Source organism: Labrenzia sp. PHM005, from assembly GCF_006517275.1.
Lineage (GTDB): Bacteria > Pseudomonadota > Alphaproteobacteria > Rhizobiales > Stappiaceae > Roseibium.
Genome location: NZ_CP041191.1, coordinates 3355135 through 3374704 on the forward strand (window position 1 = coordinate 3355135; position 19570 = coordinate 3374704).

At 54.2% G+C, this 19570-nt stretch carries 17 protein-coding genes and 1 riboswitch; of the genes, 10 read left to right on the top strand and 7 right to left on the bottom strand.

Annotated elements, in window-relative coordinates; genetic code table 11:
• Positions 1 to 2: 2 nt before the first annotated feature.
• Positions 3 to 1427, bottom strand: a complete 1425-nt coding sequence (locus tag FJ695_RS15225; RefSeq protein WP_141186241.1) for a circularly permuted type 2 ATP-grasp protein — start codon at positions 1425 to 1427, stop codon at positions 3 to 5.
• A 271-nt stretch (positions 1428 to 1698) separates the two neighbouring features.
• Here FJ695_RS15225 and FJ695_RS15230 point away from each other — a divergent pair, with 271 nt between their 5' ends.
• Entirely contained in the window at positions 1699 to 3231 is a 1533-nt protein-coding gene (locus FJ695_RS15230) for an acyl-CoA carboxylase subunit beta (RefSeq protein ID WP_141186242.1), read from the top strand.
• Positions 3232 to 3327: 96 nt separating this feature from the next.
• Here FJ695_RS15230 and FJ695_RS15235 read toward each other — a convergent pair whose 3' ends face one another.
• From FJ695_RS15235 to FJ695_RS15250, 4 genes are all read right to left on the bottom strand, one after another.
• Positions 3328 to 5007, bottom strand: coding sequence for a BCCT family transporter (locus FJ695_RS15235; protein ID WP_141186243.1), 1680 nt, complete (start codon positions 5005 to 5007; stop codon positions 3328 to 3330).
• 320 nt (positions 5008 to 5327) lie between these two features.
• Positions 5328 to 5636 (bottom strand): hypothetical protein, encoded by a 309-nt coding sequence (locus FJ695_RS15240; RefSeq protein WP_141186244.1) that lies wholly within the window; start codon positions 5634 to 5636, stop codon positions 5328 to 5330.
• Positions 5637 to 5760: 124 nt separating this feature from the next.
• Positions 5761 to 6240 (bottom strand): hypothetical protein, encoded by a 480-nt coding sequence (locus tag FJ695_RS15245; protein WP_141186245.1) that lies wholly within the window; start codon positions 6238 to 6240, stop codon positions 5761 to 5763.
• Between the two features lie 111 nt (positions 6241 to 6351).
• Positions 6352 to 6825, bottom strand: a complete 474-nt coding sequence (locus FJ695_RS15250; protein ID WP_209010676.1) for a hypothetical protein — start codon at positions 6823 to 6825, stop codon at positions 6352 to 6354.
• 224 nt (positions 6826 to 7049) lie between these two features.
• Between FJ695_RS15250 and FJ695_RS15255 the strand changes: the two genes are divergently transcribed.
• Complete coding sequence (locus FJ695_RS15255; protein ID WP_141186246.1) at positions 7050 to 9062, top strand: acetyl/propionyl/methylcrotonyl-CoA carboxylase subunit alpha; 2013 nt, start codon at positions 7050 to 7052, stop codon at positions 9060 to 9062.
• Positions 9063 to 9132: 70 nt separating this feature from the next.
• Here the strand turns inward: FJ695_RS15255 and FJ695_RS15260 are convergent, their stop codons facing one another.
• Complete coding sequence (locus FJ695_RS15260; protein ID WP_168206375.1) at positions 9133 to 10725, bottom strand: bifunctional diguanylate cyclase/phosphodiesterase; 1593 nt, start codon at positions 10723 to 10725, stop codon at positions 9133 to 9135.
• A gap of 286 nt (positions 10726 to 11011) precedes the next feature.
• On the opposite strand from FJ695_RS15260, the gene FJ695_RS15265 reads away from it, so the two are divergent.
• From FJ695_RS15265 to FJ695_RS15280, 4 genes are all read left to right on the top strand, one after another.
• Positions 11012 to 11668 (top strand): HAD hydrolase-like protein, encoded by a 657-nt coding sequence (locus FJ695_RS15265; RefSeq protein WP_141186248.1) that lies wholly within the window; start codon positions 11012 to 11014, stop codon positions 11666 to 11668.
• Between the two features lie 128 nt (positions 11669 to 11796).
• Positions 11797 to 11945, top strand: a riboswitch (FMN riboswitch).
• Between the two features lie 81 nt (positions 11946 to 12026).
• Positions 12027 to 12932 carry a DMT family transporter gene (locus FJ695_RS15270; protein ID WP_141186249.1) on the top strand — a complete coding sequence of 302 codons (906 nt, stop codon included), beginning with the start codon at positions 12027 to 12029 and terminating at the stop codon, positions 12930 to 12932.
• Positions 12933 to 13024: 92 nt separating this feature from the next.
• Entirely contained in the window at positions 13025 to 13564 is a 540-nt protein-coding gene (locus FJ695_RS15275; protein WP_141186250.1) for an RNA polymerase sigma factor, read from the top strand.
• A complete protein-coding gene (locus tag FJ695_RS15280) occupies positions 13561 to 15645 on the top strand; it encodes a VWA domain-containing protein (protein ID WP_141186251.1) in 2085 nt (694 codons plus the stop codon). Before FJ695_RS15275 ends, FJ695_RS15280 begins: the two co-directional genes overlap by 4 nt.
• A gap of 47 nt (positions 15646 to 15692) precedes the next feature.
• Here the strand turns inward: FJ695_RS15280 and FJ695_RS15285 are convergent, their stop codons facing one another.
• The gene (locus FJ695_RS15285; RefSeq protein WP_141186252.1) at positions 15693 to 15947 is read right to left on the bottom strand and encodes a hypothetical protein; all 255 of its coding nucleotides are present in this window, start codon (positions 15945 to 15947) and stop codon (positions 15693 to 15695) included.
• Positions 15948 to 16036: 89 nt separating this feature from the next.
• Here FJ695_RS15285 and FJ695_RS15290 point away from each other — a divergent pair, with 89 nt between their 5' ends.
• From FJ695_RS15290 to FJ695_RS15305, 4 genes are all read left to right on the top strand, one after another.
• On the top strand, positions 16037 to 16324 hold the full coding sequence (locus FJ695_RS15290; RefSeq protein WP_141186253.1) for an acylphosphatase: 288 nt from the start codon (positions 16037 to 16039) through the stop codon (positions 16322 to 16324).
• 153 nt (positions 16325 to 16477) lie between these two features.
• Positions 16478 to 17698 carry an NAD-dependent epimerase/dehydratase family protein gene (locus tag FJ695_RS15295; RefSeq protein WP_141186254.1) on the top strand — a complete coding sequence of 407 codons (1221 nt, stop codon included), beginning with the start codon at positions 16478 to 16480 and terminating at the stop codon, positions 17696 to 17698.
• Positions 17699 to 17708: 10 nt separating this feature from the next.
• Positions 17709 to 18560 (top strand): glycosyltransferase, encoded by an 852-nt coding sequence (locus tag FJ695_RS15300; protein ID WP_141186255.1) that lies wholly within the window; start codon positions 17709 to 17711, stop codon positions 18558 to 18560.
• 12 nt (positions 18561 to 18572) lie between these two features.
• The gene (locus FJ695_RS15305; RefSeq protein WP_141186256.1) at positions 18573 to 19490 is read left to right on the top strand and encodes an NAD(P)-dependent oxidoreductase; all 918 of its coding nucleotides are present in this window, start codon (positions 18573 to 18575) and stop codon (positions 19488 to 19490) included.
• Positions 19491 to 19570: the final 80 nt, after the last annotated feature.

Consider the following 19570-nt stretch of genomic DNA (forward strand, 5'->3'; position numbering starts at 1 on the left):
GATCAATCCTCCAGAACCCAAGTGTCTTTGGTGCCGCCGCCTTGGCTTGAATTGACAACCAGCGAGCCCTTTTTAAGTGCAACCCGTGTCAGGCCGCCCGGTGTAATGCGCACCTGATCGCCGATCAGCACAAACGGGCGCAGATCGACATGGCGTGGTGCGACACCGGAAGCGACATGTGTTGGACAGGCCGACAGCGCCAAGGTCGGCTGTGCAATATAGTTGGATGGGTTGCTCTGAAGCACCTTGCGGAATTCGGCGATTTCCCGCTTGGAGGCGGTCGGGCCGATCAGCATGCCGTAGCCGCCAGACCCATGGACTTCCTTGACAACGATGTCGGCCAGATTGTCGAGCACGTAAGCAAGATCATCTTCTCTGGAGCAATTCCAGGTCGGTACGTTGTTCAAGATTGGTTTTTGTCCAGTGTAGAATTCAATGATATCAGGAACATAGGCGTAGATCGCTTTGTCGTCGGCAATGCCGGTACCAGGCGCATTGCAGATGGTGACATTGCCTGCCCGGTAGGCGTCAAAGAGCCCTGGCACGCCGAGCATGCTGCCCGGATTGAAGGTGAGGGGATCGAGGAACGCGTCATCGATCCGGCGGTAGATGACATCCACTTGTTTCGGAGCGCGGGTCGTGCGCATGAAAACCTTGCCCGCATCAACAAACAGGTCCCGGCCTTCGACCAGCTCCACCCCCATTGAATCGGCCAGGAAGGCGTGTTCGAAATAGGCGGAATTATAAATTCCAGGCGTCAGGACAACGATCGTTTGTTCTGATTTTGCCGGATCCGGGGCGACGCTCTCCAATGTCTGGCGCAGGAACTCCGGATAACGTTCAACCGCGGCAACGCTATGGCTTTGAAACAACTCCGGGAAAAGCCGCATCATAGTTTCCCGGTTTTCCATCATGTAGGAAACGCCGGAAGGCGTCCTGGTGTTGTCTTCCAGAACGTAGAATTCGTTTTCTGACACGCGCACCAAATCTGTCCCGATAATATGGGCATAGACCTTCCGGGCAGGCGTGAAACCGGCCATCTCGGGTAAAAAGGCTTCGTTTTGCAGGATCAGGTTTGCTGGGATCCGGCCAGCGCGCAGGATCTCCTGGCGGTGATAGATGTCATGGAGAAAGGCGTTGAGTGCGCGGACCCGCTGATCGATGCCGGCGGACAAGCGCCGCCACTCGGATGCAGAGATGATCCTGGGAATCGGGTCGAAGGGGATCAGGCGCTCGGTCGCATCTTCTGCGCCGTAAACCGCAAATGTGATCCCCAGGCGCCGGAAAATCGTCTCCGCATCCCGGCTCTTTTTGGTGAGGAAATTGTTCGGCTTGTCTTCAAGCCAATTTGCCAATCTTGAATAGGGCGCGCGCGGTGAGCCGTCCTCTTCAAGCATTTCATTGAAAAAAGCCCGGCTGTCTGACATCGCCCCCCCAAAATTCTTTGTTTGTTACTTGTGAAGATGGCAGGCATTTGAAAACAACCCAAGGTTAATCTATTGGCGATTGGTGCCTAAATTTTGGGCGCTTGGGCAAATTGGCCGGGTGACCACTTCCGGAACGGCTACCAGTTTGCTGCAGGCACCCGCTGGTGCTGGCTATCAAAAGAGTACGACGGCTCATTCACCCTTGTGCTGACTTTGCCGGGTGAAGACGGCGTGGTAGGACCACTGCAGACAGAGAAATTGGGAGAACCAGATGAGAGACGTTCTGGCGGAGTTGGAACAGCGCCGGGAAACTGCCCGGATGGGGGGCGGACAGCGGCGTATCGATTCCCAGCATTCCAAAGGCAAGCTGACCGCCCGAGAGCGGATCGAGATCCTGCTGGACGAAGGTTCGTTCGAAGAGTTCGACATGTTCAAGCAGCACCGCTGCACTGAATTTGGCATGGAAGAACAGCACATCCCAGGAGATGGCGTTGTCACTGGCTGGGGAACGGTCAACGGTCGGACGATCTATGTGTTCTCCAAAGACTTCACTGTTTTTGGCGGCTCGCTCTCCGAGACCCATGCTGAAAAGATCACCAAGCTTCAGGATATGGCTCTGCAGAACAGGGCGCCAATCATCGGATTGTTTGACGCTGGCGGCGCGCGTATCCAGGAAGGCGTGGCAGCGCTGGGCGGCTATGGCGAAGTGTTTCAGCGCAACGTGCAGGCCTCTGGTGTTATTCCGCAGATCTCTCTGATCATGGGGCCCTGTGCCGGTGGTGATGTTTATTCTCCGGCCATGACCGACTTTATCTTCATGGTGCGGGACACGTCCTACATGTTCGTGACCGGCCCGGATGTCGTGAAGACGGTGACCAACGAGACAGTGACAGCAGAAGAACTGGGCGGAGCATCCATTCACACCACCAAGTCTTCGATCGCCGATGGCGGCTTTGACAACGACGTTGAAGCCTTGCTGGAAATGCGCCGGCTGATTGACTTCCTGCCGATGAACAACCAAGCCGAATTGCCGGAATTGACCAATTATGACGATCCGGACCGGATCGACATGAGCCTGGATTCTTTCATTCCCGACAATCCGAACAAGCCTTACGACATGAAGGAACTTGTTCTGAAGACACTGGATGAAGGCGACTTCTATGAGATCCAGGAGAATTTCGCTGGCAACATCATCACCGGCTTCGGCCGTATGGAAGGGCGTACGGTCGGCGTAATCGCCAACCAGCCAATGGTTCTCGCCGGCGTCCTGGATTCCGATGCCAGCCGCAAGGCGGCGCGCTTTGTCCGTTTCTGCGACTGTTTCAACATTCCGATCGTCACCTTTGTTGACGTTCCTGGCTTCCTGCCGGGCACCTCACAGGAGTATGGCGGACTGATCAAACACGGCGCGAAACTGCTGTTTGCCTATTCCGAAGCAACGGTCCCGAAGGTGACCGTCATTACCCGGAAAGCCTATGGCGGTGCTTATGACGTGATGAGCTCCAAGCACATCAGCGGTGATATCAACTATGCCTGGCCGACGGCTGAAATCGCGGTGATGGGCGCCAAAGGTGCGGTTGAGATCCTTTACCGCTCCGAGCTGGGAGATCCTGAGAAAATCCAGCAGCGCACCAAGGACTACGAAGACCGGTTTGCCAACCCGTTCGTGGCCGCTGAACGCGGATACATCGATGATGTGATTCGGCCGCATTCGACCCGTCGGCGGGTATCCAAGGCCTTGGCCTTGCTGCGCGCCAAAAAAGTCGAAATGCCTTGGAAAAAGCACGACAACATTCCGCTCTAAGCGGTCATGGATTGAAATGATAAAACCCGCCAGATGTAGGTCTGGCGGGTTTTCCTTTTTTTGCTTCCGGCACGGGCCGCCGTGCCGGACACAGGTTCAGGCGTGAAGGTCCTGGGTGACGTGTGTTCCATCAGGTGCATATTCGCGCACCTCGATCGGCGTTGCCGACGGATCGTCGGACAACGACTTCAGCAGTCCCCAAGTCATCGCCAGCAGAATGAAGGAAATGGGGAAGGCTGCGGCAATGGAGGCCGTTTGCAGCGCCCCGAGGCCGCCTGCAAGGAGCAGCACCGCTGCCACAAATCCTTCGCCCATGCCCCAGATGATCCGGAACACCTTCGGTGGATTGTCATCGCCCATCGACAGCATCGTGGTAATCACCAGCGTGCCGCTGTCGGAGGAAGTGATGAACCAGGAAGCCAGCAAGAATGTTGCCAAGGCGGACAAGGGCCACTGGATCCAGCTCATGTCACCTGCCCAGGAGGTTGTTCCCAGGTTGTCGATGGTGCCATAAAGGGCCGCTGGTAAGTTCCAGGCCCGGACCGTTTCGATTATTCCGGCGCCGCCGGGGCCTCCGACTGCATTCAATTCTTGCCAGATCGCGTTGCCACCAAACATACATAGCCAGAAGAAGGCGATTGTGGTTGGGACAAACATCACCCCGACCATAAATTCACGAATAGTGCGTCCCCGCGAAATACGCGCAATGAACATGCCGACGAACGGTGCCCAGCTGATCCACCAGCCCCAATAGAAGATGGTCCAGCCACCTTGCCAGCTGACATTGCCCGCTTCATTGGCTGTCCAGAAGCCCATCGGAACGACGTTCCAAAGATAGTCACCCAGGGATGTGACGAAGAAGCTCATCAGCCATTTGAACGGTCCAAAGGCGATGAAGGCGGCCAGAAGAACGACTGACAGCCAAATATTCCACTCCGAGATGATCCGGATGCCGTTGCCGACACCGGACACCGCCGACAAGGTCGCGACGATCGATATCACGATTATCAGGATGATCTGTGTGGTGATCCCAGGGTCAACGCCGAACAGCACATTCAGCCCGGTGGCCATCTGGCTGACGCCGAGACCCAGCGATGTTGCCACGCCAAATACGGTTCCAAATACGGCCAGCAGATCAACGGCATGGCCGACGCGGCCATAGATACGCTGTCCGATTAAGGGGTAGAGCGCTGACCGCATGGTCAGCGGCAGCTTTTTCCGGAAACCGAAATAAGCGAGGCACAGGCCCACCATGACGTAGACGGCCCATCCATGGAACCCCCAGTGGAAATAAGTAACCCGCATAGCATCGACCGCACGCTGCATGTTCATGTCTGTGTGGCCGTTTAAATCCGCGTGCGGATTGTTCGGGTAACCAAATGCGCCGGAGTTATCGAAGTAGAATATGGGTTCCGCGACCCCAAAGAATAGGATCCCAATTCCGACACCAGCGGAAAACAGCATGGAAAACCAGCTGAAATTCGAGAATTCTGGAGTGCTGTCGTCATTTCCGAGTTTGATCCGGCCGTATTTTGAAAACATCAGGAACAGGCAGACAAACAGGATCACTGTGACGGCCGAGATATAGTACCAGCTCAGCGCTCCTTCAATCCAGCTTCGGATCGCACCATAGACGCTTCCGGCAAACTCAACATTCAGGACCGTAAACAAAACAAAGGCTGCAACCATGCCTTTTGCAGCCAGCCCCATTCCGGGATGTAATCCCGTGAAAAAGCCTGATGTCGCCACCAGGTCTCTATTACGATGTTCAGGCATTTCTCCTCCCTTCAATCTCCGGTTTTTCGATCCGGTTATTGTTTTATTAAAGAAAGGTTACATCGGAATAATTGATCTGTATATCTCGAAAAGTTGCTTTGCTAGTGCTTGATTTTTTCTATGTAGATTTGTTCGGAAATTTGATGATTTTGTCGTTTATTATAAATTCCTCGTCGGAAAGAGGCGGTCGAGACCTGTGAATGCGGGTTCCGTCCAAGCGCCTCAGCTGGTTTTCGCCGCTGACTCTTGCGCCACCCTATCCGGGCAAGGCCTTTGTGTTCGTCGTTTGCGGCGCGCTCAGCGCCGAAAGCTCCGACGCTCTAGTCATCAAAAGAAAACGGTCGGAACAACGGTTCTCTGCATTCAAAGGCCACATGGCATTTGGGATTGTCCCGTGTTGGACCGTATTGGGGAAAGAGCTGTTGCCCCCAGTCACACCAACTGCGGTTGGATACATACATGGAGTAAGTATGCCGTCCGGTGGTGAAAACAACCGCGCCATGCTGAAGAACCAATTGTTGGGCCTGCGCACAGGTCATTTTGCGTAAATCAGGACGGGCTTCGGCCGGTGTCGCAATCGCAAATGCAGATGCAATTACAGCCGGGATCAGGAGGTTATGCGATTTCATGGGCGTCTCCAGCTGTCATGGGTCAACCGGAAGGGCAGACCTCTAACTGAAGCGCAGTATACCTTGATTTCGTCAGGTTAAGTGTGATGTGGCGCACATATCTGCGGACATTCAGGGCTTCTGATCACTGGCGTTTGGCCTGCAGGCCCGTGTTTGTGGCGCAGACGTTGGCTGGGATAATGTCACCTGCGCCAATGGTCGAAAATCCTGCATACCGCCGGTCTTCATCGAACAGGACCGCGAAACGAGCAGAGTTTCGAAGAAGTTGCCAAAAATATCTCAGCTTGTCTCCGCACGCGGCGCAATCCGGCCTGATGTATCCGTCTTCACTGGCCGTAAATTTGATTAGCCGACGGTCAAGTTCGACCCGGATCAACGTTTCAGGCGCAGGTAGCCGGCCCTTAATGTCAATCCCGATAAGGGGAAGGGCGCTTTTCTTACTGTCCGGGCACCAGATTGTGAACCGGGAGCCGCGTTGGTTCTTGGTCCAGTAACTTTGATATCCATTGACTTTTTCGCTGTGCCAGCTGCCAATGGTTTCAGAGTTCGCGGGAGCCATCGTAAAGCCCCAGATGAATGCAATTGCTGTTAGACGAAAAAACATTGTAAGCCCCAATGAACGCATTGCTGAAAATACCGGGGGTTGTCTTAAATTTTAACTAATCCCAATCCGTTTAATTGACGGCTTCGTGCGGAATATAAGAGGAAGGAGTTGTCAGGAAGCTTGTTTCTTGTGCCAGTCAGTCGGGCAGGCCTTTGCAGGCAAGAGTTCTTTGGCGCCTTTGAGCGAAAATCCGGCATACCTGTTGTCAGAAAATTTGACAGCGATGGCTGTCGCTGATCGCAACTGATGCCACACATATTCAAAACTGTCTGCACAAGTGGCGCATCCGGTGTCTGTATACCCTTCAGCATTGACCGGCAGCTGAATAATATCCTTGTCGATTACCAGTTTGATGCGGGAATTCGGCTGCGGTGTTGCGCCGTCGATGACCACATGAAGAAGCGTGCCGTTGGTTTTCCGTTCCGGGTGGCACCAGACGACAAAACTAGCGCCAACATTATTTGTCGTCCAATATCGGGTGAAACCATCAACTTCGCCGCGGTTCCATTTCTCAATGGTTTGCGCTTCCGCTGTGCCGAAAAGGATAAAACCGGCAAAAAGTGTTTTTATAGCTGTTTTTGACACGAAAACTTACTCCCGTTTCTTGTTAAACCTATCAAGGCCATAGTTAAAAAAACGGAAACCGGAGATTTAATCCGAACGACTTGTTTAAAGTTTGCCTTATTCTGTTTTAGCGCCGTTTTTTCGGTTGTGTAGTTTGGTGGTGTCTGACCACCCTTTGGATAAGTTGCGCAAGAGGGGAGGACCGGCCTACAACTCAGAAAACGGATCCAGCTGGGTGGAAATGCATGTTCTCGAAAATTCTGATCGCAAACCGGGGTGAGATCGCGTGCCGGGTCATTAAGACAGCCCGCAAGATGGGCATTAAAACCGTCGCGGTCTATTCTGACGCTGATCGTGATGCAGTCCATGTCGAGATGGCCGATGAAGCAGTTCATATCGGTCCGGCAGCGGCGGCAGAATCCTATCTCATTGCCGACAAGATTATCGCTGCTTGTAAAGAGACAGGCGCTGAAGCCGTCCATCCAGGTTACGGTTTCTTGTCTGAGCGCGCGAGTTTCCCGGAAGCGCTTAAGAAAGAAGGTATTGTCTGGATCGGTCCCAACCCGCGCGCTATTGAAGCGATGGGCGACAAGATTGAATCCAAGAAATTCGCCAACGACGCCAAAGTCAGCACTGTGCCGGGTCACATTGGGGTCATCGATACGCCTGAGGAGGCGGTCGAAATCGCCAAGGACATTGGTTATCCGGTGATGATCAAAGCGTCGGCAGGCGGTGGCGGCAAGGGCATGCGGATCGCCTGGAATGATGAGGAAGCCTACGACGGTTACGTACGTTCCAAGTCAGAGGCCGCGTCTTCCTTTGGTGATGACCGCGTCTTCATTGAAAAATTCATCGAAAATCCGCGCCACATAGAAATTCAGGTTCTGGGCGACAAGCACGGTAACGCCATTTATCTCGGCGAGCGGGAGTGTTCGATCCAACGCCGGAATCAGAAGGTGATCGAAGAAGCCCCGTCACCCTTGCTGGATGAAGAAACCCGGCGGTTGATGGGGGAACAGGCCGTCGCTCTTGCCAAGGCGGTTGACTACGACAGTGCCGGTACGGTGGAGTTTGTTGCTGGTCAGGACAAAAGCTTCTTTTTCCTTGAAATGAACACCCGACTGCAGGTGGAACATCCGGTGACTGAGCTGATCACCGGGGTTGATCTGGTCGAACAGATGATCAGAGTTGCTGCTGGCAAAAAACTTGAGATTGCGCAGGACGACGTCAAGCTGAACGGTTGGTCTGTCGAAAGCCGGATTTACGCAGAAGATCCGTACCGCAATTTCCTGCCGTCCATCGGCCGCCTTGTGCGCTACTTGCCGCCGGAAGAACATGAGAGTGATGAGGTGACCATCCGCAATGACACTGGCGTGGTCGAAGGCTCTGAGATTTCAATGTTCTACGATCCGATGATCTCCAAGTTGATCACGCATGCGCCAACACGTGAACAGGCGATTGATGCGATGAGTCAGGCGCTTGATGGGTATTACGTCGATGGCATTCAACACAATGTGCCGTTCCTGACAGCTTTGATGAACCATCCGCGCTGGCGATCTGGCGAATTGGCAACGAGTTTCATTGCCGATGAATATCCAGATGGCTTCTTCCCAGCCGAACCGGACGATGAGGCAAACGGTGTTCTGGCGGCGGTTGCTCTGTCCATGGGCGCGATCGAACGCGAGCGTCTGGACCATTTACCGGGACGTTTGCGTCCGCACTCTGGCGCAGTGCGCGAAGACTGGGTGGTGAAGCTCGGCAAAACCTATGTGCCAATTCGGCTCGCGGCCGGTTATCCGGGCACACCGATTGAGCTGGGCGTTGCTATTGGCGACGGGCCGGTTGTCAGCGTGGAATCGGACTGGGCGCCGGGCTCCTCACTGTGGAGCGGAGCCGTAGGTGGCAAAGATGTTACGGTTCAGGTGCGGCCGGTAACCGGTGGCTACCGTCTTGATTGGCAGGGCTATTCCCTCGTTGCCAAGGTGATGACACCGCGCATTGCGGAACTAGACGAATTAATGCCGGAAAAACTGCCGCCAGATACTTCGAAGATGCTGCTGTGTCCGATGCCGGGGTTGGTGGTGTCCATTTCCGTCAGCGAAGGCCAGGAAGTCAAAGCCGGTGAACAGCTGGCGATTGTCGAAGCCATGAAGATGGAAAACGTGCTGCGCGCGGAACGTGACTGTGTCGTTACAGCTATCATGGCAGAGCCGGGCGACAGTCTGGCCGTTGACGCCGTGATCATGGAGTTTTCTTGATTAGACAGCATCGTTGAACTGGAATTTGAAAACCCGCCGCATTGCCGGCGGGTTCTTTTTTGGTGCCAGGTCAGGCGATCAGTTCTGCCGCGGTCGCTTGTTCGGCCGAATGGCAATCCAGGTAACGAATGAATTCCGCTTCAGGCATCGGTTTCGCGAAATAATACCCTTGGAGCAGATGACAGCCCTGGTCGGCTAGAATTTCAGCATGTTCCAGGGTTTCAACGCCTTCTGCAACGACCTCAATGCCCAGAGCCGTTGCCATATCAACAACACTCTTGATCAGCTTGCGGGAGCTTTCTGAAGTGACGATCGGCGCCGTCAGGTTCCTGTCGATTTTCAATCGCTTGGGCCGCATTTCCAAAAGGCTGAGAATTGATGCACGACCGGATCCGAAATCATCAATCTCCACTTCAAATCCTTGATCGGCGAGGGCCTCCAGATTGAAGCGCGACATGTCATCCAGGTTTTCGAATGTGACCGCTTCGCTGATTTCGAAAACCAGAGCTTCGGGCTCAACGTTGATGTTCCGGATCGTGTGCAGGAACAACGGCGACTTGAGGCGGTCTGCGGAGATGTTGACAGAGATCCGCGGCGTGATTGATCCGGCATCTTTCAATTTGTTTCGGATCCGCAAAGCTTCGTCGAACATGAATTGGTCGATGTCACTGATGATGCCCAAAGACTCCGCAGCTTCAATAAAGGCTACCGGAGCAAGGATGCCTTTTTCCGGATGCCGCCACCGTACCAAAGCCTCGGCGCCGACGACTTCAAAGGTCCGTGCATCCATAAGCGGCTGAAAATACGCTTCAAATTCTCTCCGTTCCACGGCTTTCAAAAGCTCTTCGGCCAGGATGGTTCGTGCTTCAAACTCCTGGCGCATAGACGGATGATAAATCTCAAAACGATTTCGGCCATTTGATTTGGCGGCGAACATCGCAATGTCAGCGCTGGTCATAAGGCGCTCGAAATTGAGGTACCGGTTCGGTGCGAAATCATCGTTTAATGCGATGCCAATAGAAGTCGTGACGGCATGCTCAACTCCCCGGAAAGCAATAGAACGGTTGAGGAGTTTTACCAGATAATGGCCAAGATCAGAGATTTCAGACCGGTTTTTGTAGGACTTTAAAAGCAGGAACTCATCACTGCTGATCCGGGCAAGCATAGCGTCATCGTCCAGTCGGCTCTCCAAAAGCTCCGAAACTTGTTTCAAAACGCCGTCGCCAACGACCGGGCCATAACGGTCGTTGATTTGTTTGAACCGGTCCAAGTCAATGTGAAAAAGAGCGTACCTGGTTTTTTTGATTTGGCCAGTTTTCAGGCGCGTTTTGATATCTGAGAAAAACTGGACCCGATTAGCCAAACCGGTGAGCGGGTCCATTGAGGCCAATTCTTGCACTTTGCCTTGGGCTTGCTCGCGTAGACCCATTTCCTTCTTCAAATCTCGCAAGCGGCGGAACAAGAAAACCGTCAAGACAGCTGGAAGAGCAAATATAGCCGCAAAGATATCGTCGAACTCATAATTCTCATGAGTTCGGGAGAAGTTGTAAAGCGCTTCAAACAAGTCGACTGATGCAAAGAGTGCAGCAAGGCCTGCAAAAACAACAAGCGTGAAGCCGGCTTCCCAAAGAAGGGTTTTTCTTTGTGTAAGTTTGACGATCATATAGCGAATCTGCCGGAGGGTCCGATTTCGTTTCTCAACAGTGAGTACTGTAAAAGTTACCAATCCCTTCATTTTTCGGTGATCGAGTAAAAAGAATTGGAAATTTTGAAATAAATTTCAGTATTTGATCCGGATACACCGCAATGTATTCATTATCTGACGGACTTATTTTGATTTCTCTGTTTACAGTGAATTAATTTCTTGATTTTTATTGCGCTGCACACTGCGTCGTCAAAGATCTCCCGATGTCAAAGTGAAGCGGTCCAACAAGACAAAAGTTTACTCCTTGGAATTCAACACAATTCTGTTTGATCTCGATGGCACATTGACCGACCCTTTTGAGGGGATCACCAAGTCAATCCAATATGCACTTCAAAAAATGGGCGGAATGGTCCCAGAGGCGGAAGACCTCAAGTGGTGTATCGGGCCGCCGTTGTGGGACAGCTTTCAGGTGCTGCTGGAAACGGACAATCAGACCGAACTCGATCAGGCAGTAGCGTTTTACCGGGAACGCTACACCGTGACCGGACTTTACGAGAACACTCTCATTCAAGGAATTCCAGAGCTACTGGAGGTATTGGCGAGAGAAGGCCGGAGTCTTCACGTGTGCACCTCTAAGCCGCATTCTTATGCAGGCAAGATCGTTGAACATTTTGGTCTTTGGGATTTTTTTGGGACAGTTTTTGGGTCCGAACTCGATGGGTCACGCTCTGCCAAGACCGATTTGATTGCTCACATTTTGAAGGCCGAAGAGCTGGATGCGTCTGAGGCCGTCATGATTGGCGACCGCAAACACGATTTGATCGGAGCAAATGCAAATAATGTGGCGTCGATCGGCGTTCTTTGGGGCTATGGAGACAAGGCAGAATTGCAATCTCAAAAACCGCTCGCCATTGCTGAGCGACCAAGGCAGATAGCCGACATTGTTCGGAGGCGTTTTTAGCGCAATTGCTGAAGCAACAAAAACAATGCGGCGGTTTCATCAGTGATCTTACGCCTTTCAGTTACACTGAAAAATCCTTCTCAAGACTGTTGCACGGTCCAATAGGGCCCGCTAAAGAGGATCTGAAGAACAGTTCTCGGGGCGGGGTGAAATTCCCCACCGGCGGTATCAGGGAAACCTGGAGCCCGCGAGCGCTTTGGCAGGATGATGCCAAGGGTCAGCAGATCCGGTGAGAGGCCGGAGCCGACGGTTATAGTCCGGATGGTAGAGAACTTGGCCGCGCAGCTTCTCTTGGAGCTGCGGGGTGCATAGGTCTTTGGAGACTGTTCTGGGCTGAAACTAGAACGGACATAAGACCATGACTACACGAACTTCCGCATTGAAACCGCAGCCGTTGCTTGCCGCCTTGGCGATGATTGGGGCGGGGGCGTCTTTCGCGCTGGTCAATGGGGCATTACAAGCGTCCACCATGCAGCTCGGTGTGCCGTCTACCTCGGCCGCTTTTTGGCAATACGCCTTAGGGCTAGCCTTTGCGCTGCCCTGGGTGTTGCGCCGCGGCCGGACGGCGCTCAAAACACAGCAGCTGGGTTTGCACCTCTTGCGCGGCGCTCTTGCAGTGGTCGGCATTCAGCTTTGGGTTGCAGGTTTGGCGCGGGTGGAAATCTGGCAAGCAATTGCGCTTGTTATGACATCACCATTTTTTGTTATTCTTGGTGCTCGGATTTTTCTGGGCGAACAGGTCGGTCTGGTGCGCTGGCTGGCCACTGTCGCCGGGTTTGCCGGCGGCATGGTAATCCTGGAGCCATGGTCGCAGGCGTTTCATTGGGGCGCAGTTCTGCCCGTTGGCGCAGCTGCCTTTTGGGCTGGCACCTCGTTGGTCACCAAAAAACTGACAGAGCGTGAAGCCGCCGATTCCATCACGCTGTATCTCTTGCTGCTGTTGACCCCGGTGAATGCGCTTTTAGCGTTTAGCGATGGCGGCATCGTCCCGAGTGGCCCTGCGCTCTATCTGCTGATTGGGGCCGGGCTCTTAACGGTTCTTGCCAATTATCTCCTGACGCTTGCCTACCAAAAGGCCGACGCCGCTTTCGTGCAGCCGTTTGATCATCTCAAATTGCCGCTCAACATTGCCGTTGGTTTTTTTGCGTTCGGCTTTGCGCCTGCAGGGGCTTTCTGGCCCGGCGCGCTGGTTATCGTTGGAGCATCATTGCTGGTTATGATGGACGAACAGCGGCGCAGTGTTGCGGCGGCAGAAGCCCGTTAGTGTCCGCTGCCAGACAGGCTATGGCAACAAAATTCAAAAAAAATACGAAGCCCGCCAAGGAATGGCCATCGGGCTGCGTCTAATCTTTCAAGATGGAAAGTCAGCTGAGTGACGAAGAATTGGTGGAAGCGGCAGCCGCTGGCAATGCGGGTGCCTTCGGCTGGCTGCTGGAACGCCACTACGACACGGTTTTCCGGTTTTCTTACCGGCTTCTCGGCCACCGGGAAGATGCTGAGGATTTGGCGCAGGATGTGTGTTCCGCGCTCGCGGTGAAGCTGTCCAGTTTCAAGCGGCGTTCCTCCTTTACCACCTGGCTGTACCGGATTGTCTTGAATGCGGCCCGTGACCGGCATCGGCGCCGGGTGTCTTTCGACAAAGCTGCAGCTGGTTTTGGCGAGGTGGATGCCCTGCGGCGGGCTGAATGGGCGGAAGCTGGAGATCAAACCGCTTGGCTTTACGAAACGCTAGAGGCCATCGGCGGCGACCTTCGGGAAACCGCGGTTCTTGTGCTCGGTGAAGACATGACCCACGCCCAGGCGGCGGAGGTTTTGTCTGTGCGGGAATCGACCATCTCCTGGCGCATGTCCAAACTGAAGGACACTCTCAAAACACTTGCGAAAGCAGAAGCATGACGGACGATCTGGACAAATTGCGCAGTGCCTTCCGGCAAGAAAGCACCGTCACCGCTCGCCCGGATGCGCGGAAAGCGGCAATTGATGCTGCGCTCTCCCGCTTTGAAGACCAAAAGGCAGAAAAAAATTCACATCGTCACCAAGGATCGGAACCCGGCGCACGTCTCATGACCAGAGCTGCAGCATTTGCAGCCAGCGTTTTGAGGAGAGTTTTCATGACCGGTTCTTATCAGAAATTGTCTTATGCCATGGCAGGCGGCGTCAGCCTTCTGGCGCTTGCGCTTGTGTTTAATCTGAACAATCTCAACGAGTTTAAAGATCTGCGCGGACCGATGCCGCAGCAAGCTCAAGAGGGGGCTGGGACGAGCTCCCCCTTGCCGAAATCCGAACACCCCACCAATCAACCGCTTGGGCTCATTGCGCCATCTGAGCCGGAACCCATGCTGGAACGCGTTGAAGCCGATGCTGAGGTGGGGGCTGCGGCGGGAACCCGGGCCCGTGAAGTGCTGGCTCCGGCAAAATTGAAACGGATGCAAAAACAGGTTGCCGCACCGCTGGCAGCGGCACCGGCCGGAAGGGCCGTGCCTTCGAGTGCTTTGGCGCCGGCAGATGATGCTGCCAGCACGGCCGTTTATGAAGAGCAAGGCCGGGACAAGTTTGCCGATCACGACGACAATCCGGTCAAACGGGCCGCTGAAGAGCCGGTATCGACCTTTTCGGCCGATGTGGATACGGCTTCTTATGCCTTTGTCCGCAAAGCTTTGAACAACGGGGCTCTGCCGCCGAAGGATGCGGTGCGCATCGAAGAGATGGTCAACTATTTCAATTATGATTATCCGCTGCCAGATAGCCGGGACATCCCGTTCCGGGCTGATGTGGAGATCTTGCCCACGCCCTGGAATGGCGAAACCAAACTGATGCGCATTGGCATCAAGGGCTATGAGTTGGAGCGTGCCAGCGCACCGCCGGCCAATCTGGTGTTCCTGCTTGACACGTCCGGATCGATGAATGCGCCGGACAAGCTGCCGCTTCTTCAGAATGCGTTTCAGATGTTGGTGTCCAACCTGCAGCCGGAAGATACGGTGTCCATCGTTGCCTATGCCGGAAGCGCCGGGACAGTCCTGGAGCCGACACCAGCTTCTGATACCGCAAAAATCCAGACGGCCTTGCAGAACTTGTCGGCGGGCGGGTCTACAGCTGGCGGCGAGGGGATCCGCCAGGCCTATCAACTGGCCGAGCAGAGTTTCAAGAAAGATGGTGTCAACCGGGTCATTCTGGCGACAGACGGGGATTTTAATGTCGGCATCCAGAACCCGGAAGAGCTGAAGGATTTTGTCGAGCGCAAGAGGGGCACCGGCATCAGCTTGTCCGTGCTTGGATTTGGCCGCGGCAACTACAATGACCTTCTGATGCAGGAGCTGGCCCAAAATGGCAACGGCAATGCGTCCTATATCGATACCTTGAGCGAAGCCCGCAAAGTTCTGGTTGATGAGGCCAGTTCAACGCTCTTTCCGATTGCCAAGGATGTGAAATTCCAGATCGAATTCAATCCGTCTGCTGTGAGCGAGTACCGATTGATCGGTTATGAAAGCCGCCTGCTCAAACGTGAGGATTTCAACAACGACAAAGTCGATGCCGGCGACATAGGCGCTGGCCACACAGTGACCGCACTTTATGAATACCGCCCAGCGGCAGCCACCGGCGCCCTGATCGAACCGCTGCGCTATCAGACAACGGCAATACCGGCAACAGGTGCGAGTGCTGAAGAAATCGCTTTTCTGAAAATCCGTTACAAACTGCCGGAAGAAGATCAGAGCAAGCTGATCGAGGTTCCCGTTCAAACGGATAGAGTCAGGTCAGAATTGGCAAGTGCGTCCAACGACAGCCGGTTTGCCGCGGCTGTGGCTGCCTTCGGACAAATCCTCAAAGGCGGCAAACACACTGGTGATTACTCTTTTGAGGATGTGCAAGAGTTGGCCGCCGGTGCCCGCGGCAATGATCCGTTCAACTACCGTGGATCCTTCCTTGAACTTGTCCGCCTGGCCCAAAGTGCCCAGGCAATGGAGCCGCTGAAGAAATAAATTTTGGCTGAGATATCCGGTCGCCGTGTCAAAGCGGCGGCTGGAGATCATTCAGCCGTTTCAAATATCGTCTCAATTGCCTCGAACATGATTTTGTAAACCTCTAGTTCGTCTTTCGCGAAGTCGCCGTGCGGCACAGTCTTTTTGGCTTCAGTGATCAGATCCGCTTTGATGGCATCCAGATCAATGCTTGTTTTTCCAGCAACATTGGACAGTTCCACGTGCAGCCGCTTGGCAATGCCGGCATAAGCCACGATCGCCGCCGCAGCGAGGGTTTGTTTTTCCGGAACTTGGATCTTCATTCTGTCGCTTTCATTTTTATTTAGTGTCGACTGGACGTCGCCGAGTGTGTCAGATGTAGTTCATTACGGACCAATTGGAAGGAACACCGATGACTCAGGATCCGTTGACCGTTCATGTGCTGATTGAGGGCCGGGTGCAAGGGGTTGGCTACCGGGCCTGGTGTGCGGATGAAGCGATTGCCCGGGATCTCTCCGGTTGGGCGCGGAACCTGAATAGCGGCGCGGTCGAGGCTGTTTTCTCCGGTCCTTCCGATACAGTTGTCGACATGATGGATGCCTTATGGCGGGGCCCATCCCTTGCCCGGGTGACCTCTGTGAGTGATCTTGATCCGGTGGATCCTGCTACCGGACGTTTTGAGGTTCGCACGACCGTCTAAAGCATTGAGCTACCGGTTAATCGCAAATTACCTATATCAATTCCAACAAACTCCGTTGAACTGTCACAGAAATTTCGCAATCATCTGATCTCACGTGTGAAACAATCGCGGCGAGCGGTCTTGTTCGCTGGATCGGGAGCAGGGAGCGGACTTGTGAAAATCGCAATTTTGGGTGGTGATGGGTTTGTTGGTTGGCCGACGTCTTTGCATTTGTCCGACAAGGGGCACGAAGTTCACATCATCGACAATCTGAGCCGCCGGTGGATTGATGCCGAACTCGGTGTGCAATCTTTGACCCCGATGGATTCCATCCAAGAACGCACCCGGATCTGGAAACAGGAAACCGGCAATACCATTCATTTTCATCTGATCGATATTGCTGAAACTTATGAGATTTTCAAAGCTTGGCTTGCAGACGAGCGGCCAGACGTGATCATCCATTTTGCCGAACAGCGCGCCGCGCCCTATTCGATGAAATCGGATCAGCACAAAAACTACACGGTCAACAACAACGTCAACGCCACCCATCATCTGCTCAACGCGATGGTAGAGCTGGATTTGGATGCTCATCTGATCCACCTGGGCACCATGGGGGTCTATGGCTATTCCAATGTCGGTGCTGCGATCCCCGAAGGCTATCTCAATGTGGATGTGGAGACGCTCTCCGGCGCTACCGCCAGCCAGGAGATCCTCTACCCGGCCAATCCCGGTTCGATCTATCACATGACCAAGTGCCTCGATCAGCTGCTCTTCCAGTTCTACGCCAAGAACGATGGTCTCAGGATTACAGATCTGCATCAGGGAATCGTCTGGGGCACCCACACAGAGCAGACGCTGAAACACAAACAGCTGATCAACCGCTTTGATTATGATGGCGACTACGGCACCGTTTTGAACCGCTTCCTGATCCAGGCGGCGATCGATTATCCGCTGACGGTTCATGGTACTGGTGGACAAACCCGAGCCTTCATCCATATTCAGGATTCTGTGCGCTGTATCGAACTGGCGTTGAAAAATCCGCCGGACCGCGGTGACCGGGTGATGGTGTTCAATCAGATGACGGAAACCCACCGGGTACGCGATCTGGCGGACCTGATTTCCCGGCTAACTGGGGCGAAAATCGCCTATCTGCCGAACCCCAGAAAGGAAGCTCCGGAAAACGATCTGGTGGTCAAAAACGATCAATTTGTGGAACTCGGCCTTAATCCGATCAAGCTGGAGGACGGACTTCTCAGCGAAGTGGTCGATGTAGCCAAAGCCTATGCCTATCGGATCGACCGCAGCCGGGTGCCGGCCGTTTCCGCCTGGACGAAAGAAATTGCCGTCGACATCGAGCATGATCCGGAGCACCCGCGCTTGAAGTCTGTTTCCTGAGGCATCTGATATGACGGATCGTCCGGCCTTTGAGTCAGAAGCGACGAGCGCACACGCCTATGTCACGCTGGTAACCAATGCTGATTACGTGCGCGGTGCGACGGCCCTGTTGCGCTCCTTGCGTCTCAGTGAAACGGTCGCGGATTTGGTCGTGCTTTATACGCCCGGTGTTGCGCCGGAGGAGCTGGAAGTCCTGCGCGAATTCTCGCCGCGGCTGGGTCAATGCGATCGTCTGCCAACCTCGGAAGCTTTCAACGAGCGGCATGAGCGCGGGCGGTTGCACAAGACTGCCCCTTTCACAAAGGGCGGTAAGCCGCAGTTTCACACACCGCTCGACAATTTCGTCAAGCTGCGTCTGTGGCAATTGCGGGACTATGACAGCGTCGTCTTCATTGATGCTGATGCGCTGGTTATAAAAAATTGCGACAAGCTGTTTGGCTATCCGGAGTTTTGCGCCGCGCCCAATGTCTATGAAGCGCTGGGTGATTTTCACCGTTTGAACAGCGGTGTGTTTACCGCCCATCCGAATGCAGCGACCTTCGCTGATATGCTTGACCGCCTTGATGCGCCGGATGCTTTCTGGCGGCGGACCGACCAGACCTTTTTGGAAAGCTATTTCCCGGACTGGCACGGCCTGCCTGTCTTCTACAATATGTTGCAATACGTCTGGTTCAACCTGCCAGAGCTGTGGGATTGGGATCAGATCCACATTCTGCACTACCAGTATGAAAAACCGTGGCAAACCGGACACGCGCGCTCTGAGCGCTTGCGCCCTCTGATTGATCTGTGGCAGGCCTATTATGAGGGGCGGGATGTTGGCAAAACGCTTGCTAACATGCCGTCACCGCCCGCACAGAAGTAGAAAAGTCGATCCATGCATATTCTTATGACCGGGGCCACAGGGCAGCTTGGCCGGTTCATTGCGGCGCGTCTGCGCCAGGACGGTCACCAAATCACCTGTCTGGGCCGTACGCCATCAGATGTCCCGGAAGATGTGTTCATCAAATGGGATTTGGAAGATCGTGAATTCACTCTGCCGTCAGCGGATGCTCTGATCCACTGTGCCTTATCGCATGTGCCCGGCAAATACCGGGATGGGGAGGGCGATGATCCGCACGGTTTCATCACACTGAATGTAGAAGGAACACAGGCGCTTTATCAGGCAGCCAAAGCGGCCGGCGTCGATCAGTGCGTGTTTCTCTCCAGCCGCGCAGTTTACGCTGGCGCGTCCGATTGGGGCGTGTTGACCGAAGAGGCTCCAGTTGAAGCGGATTCGTTTTATGGTCAGGTCAAATACGCCGGAGAGCTTGCCCTCCAAGTATTGTGCGACGATACATTCAAGGGAACGGTTTTACGTTCGACAGGGATTTATGGGGTCCCGCCGGGCCTAGACACCCACAAGTGGTCCAAACTGTTTTCCGATTTTTCCAAGGGGGAGGCGGTTGTTCCACGGGTTGGCACAGAAGTGCATGGCGAGGACCTGGCCGAAGCTGTGGTGGTGCTGCTGGAAAAACGGTTGGCTAGCAGCGACGTCTTTGATGTGTACAACGTGTCCGACATCCTGCTCGATCTTCAGGACCTTTTGAAACTCTATGCAGAAACTTTCCCGGTGGAGGCCGTACTGCCTATCCGCTCTCCAGGTGCCGTGGGCGTGATGGATGTCGCCAAACTTGTCAAACTTGGCTGGACGCCCGGTGGCAAAGCCAAGCTCGTAGAGTTTGTCCAGTCTTTGCCTGTTCCTAAGAACATTGATCAAACCGGCGAACCCGATACCGCTTCCCAAAGCGTGTAACGGTGGGAGGTAAGGGCGGTTTTGAAATCGAAAATGGCGCTAATTCCTCTGCACGTGTCATGAGCCAGGTGGATAAACTT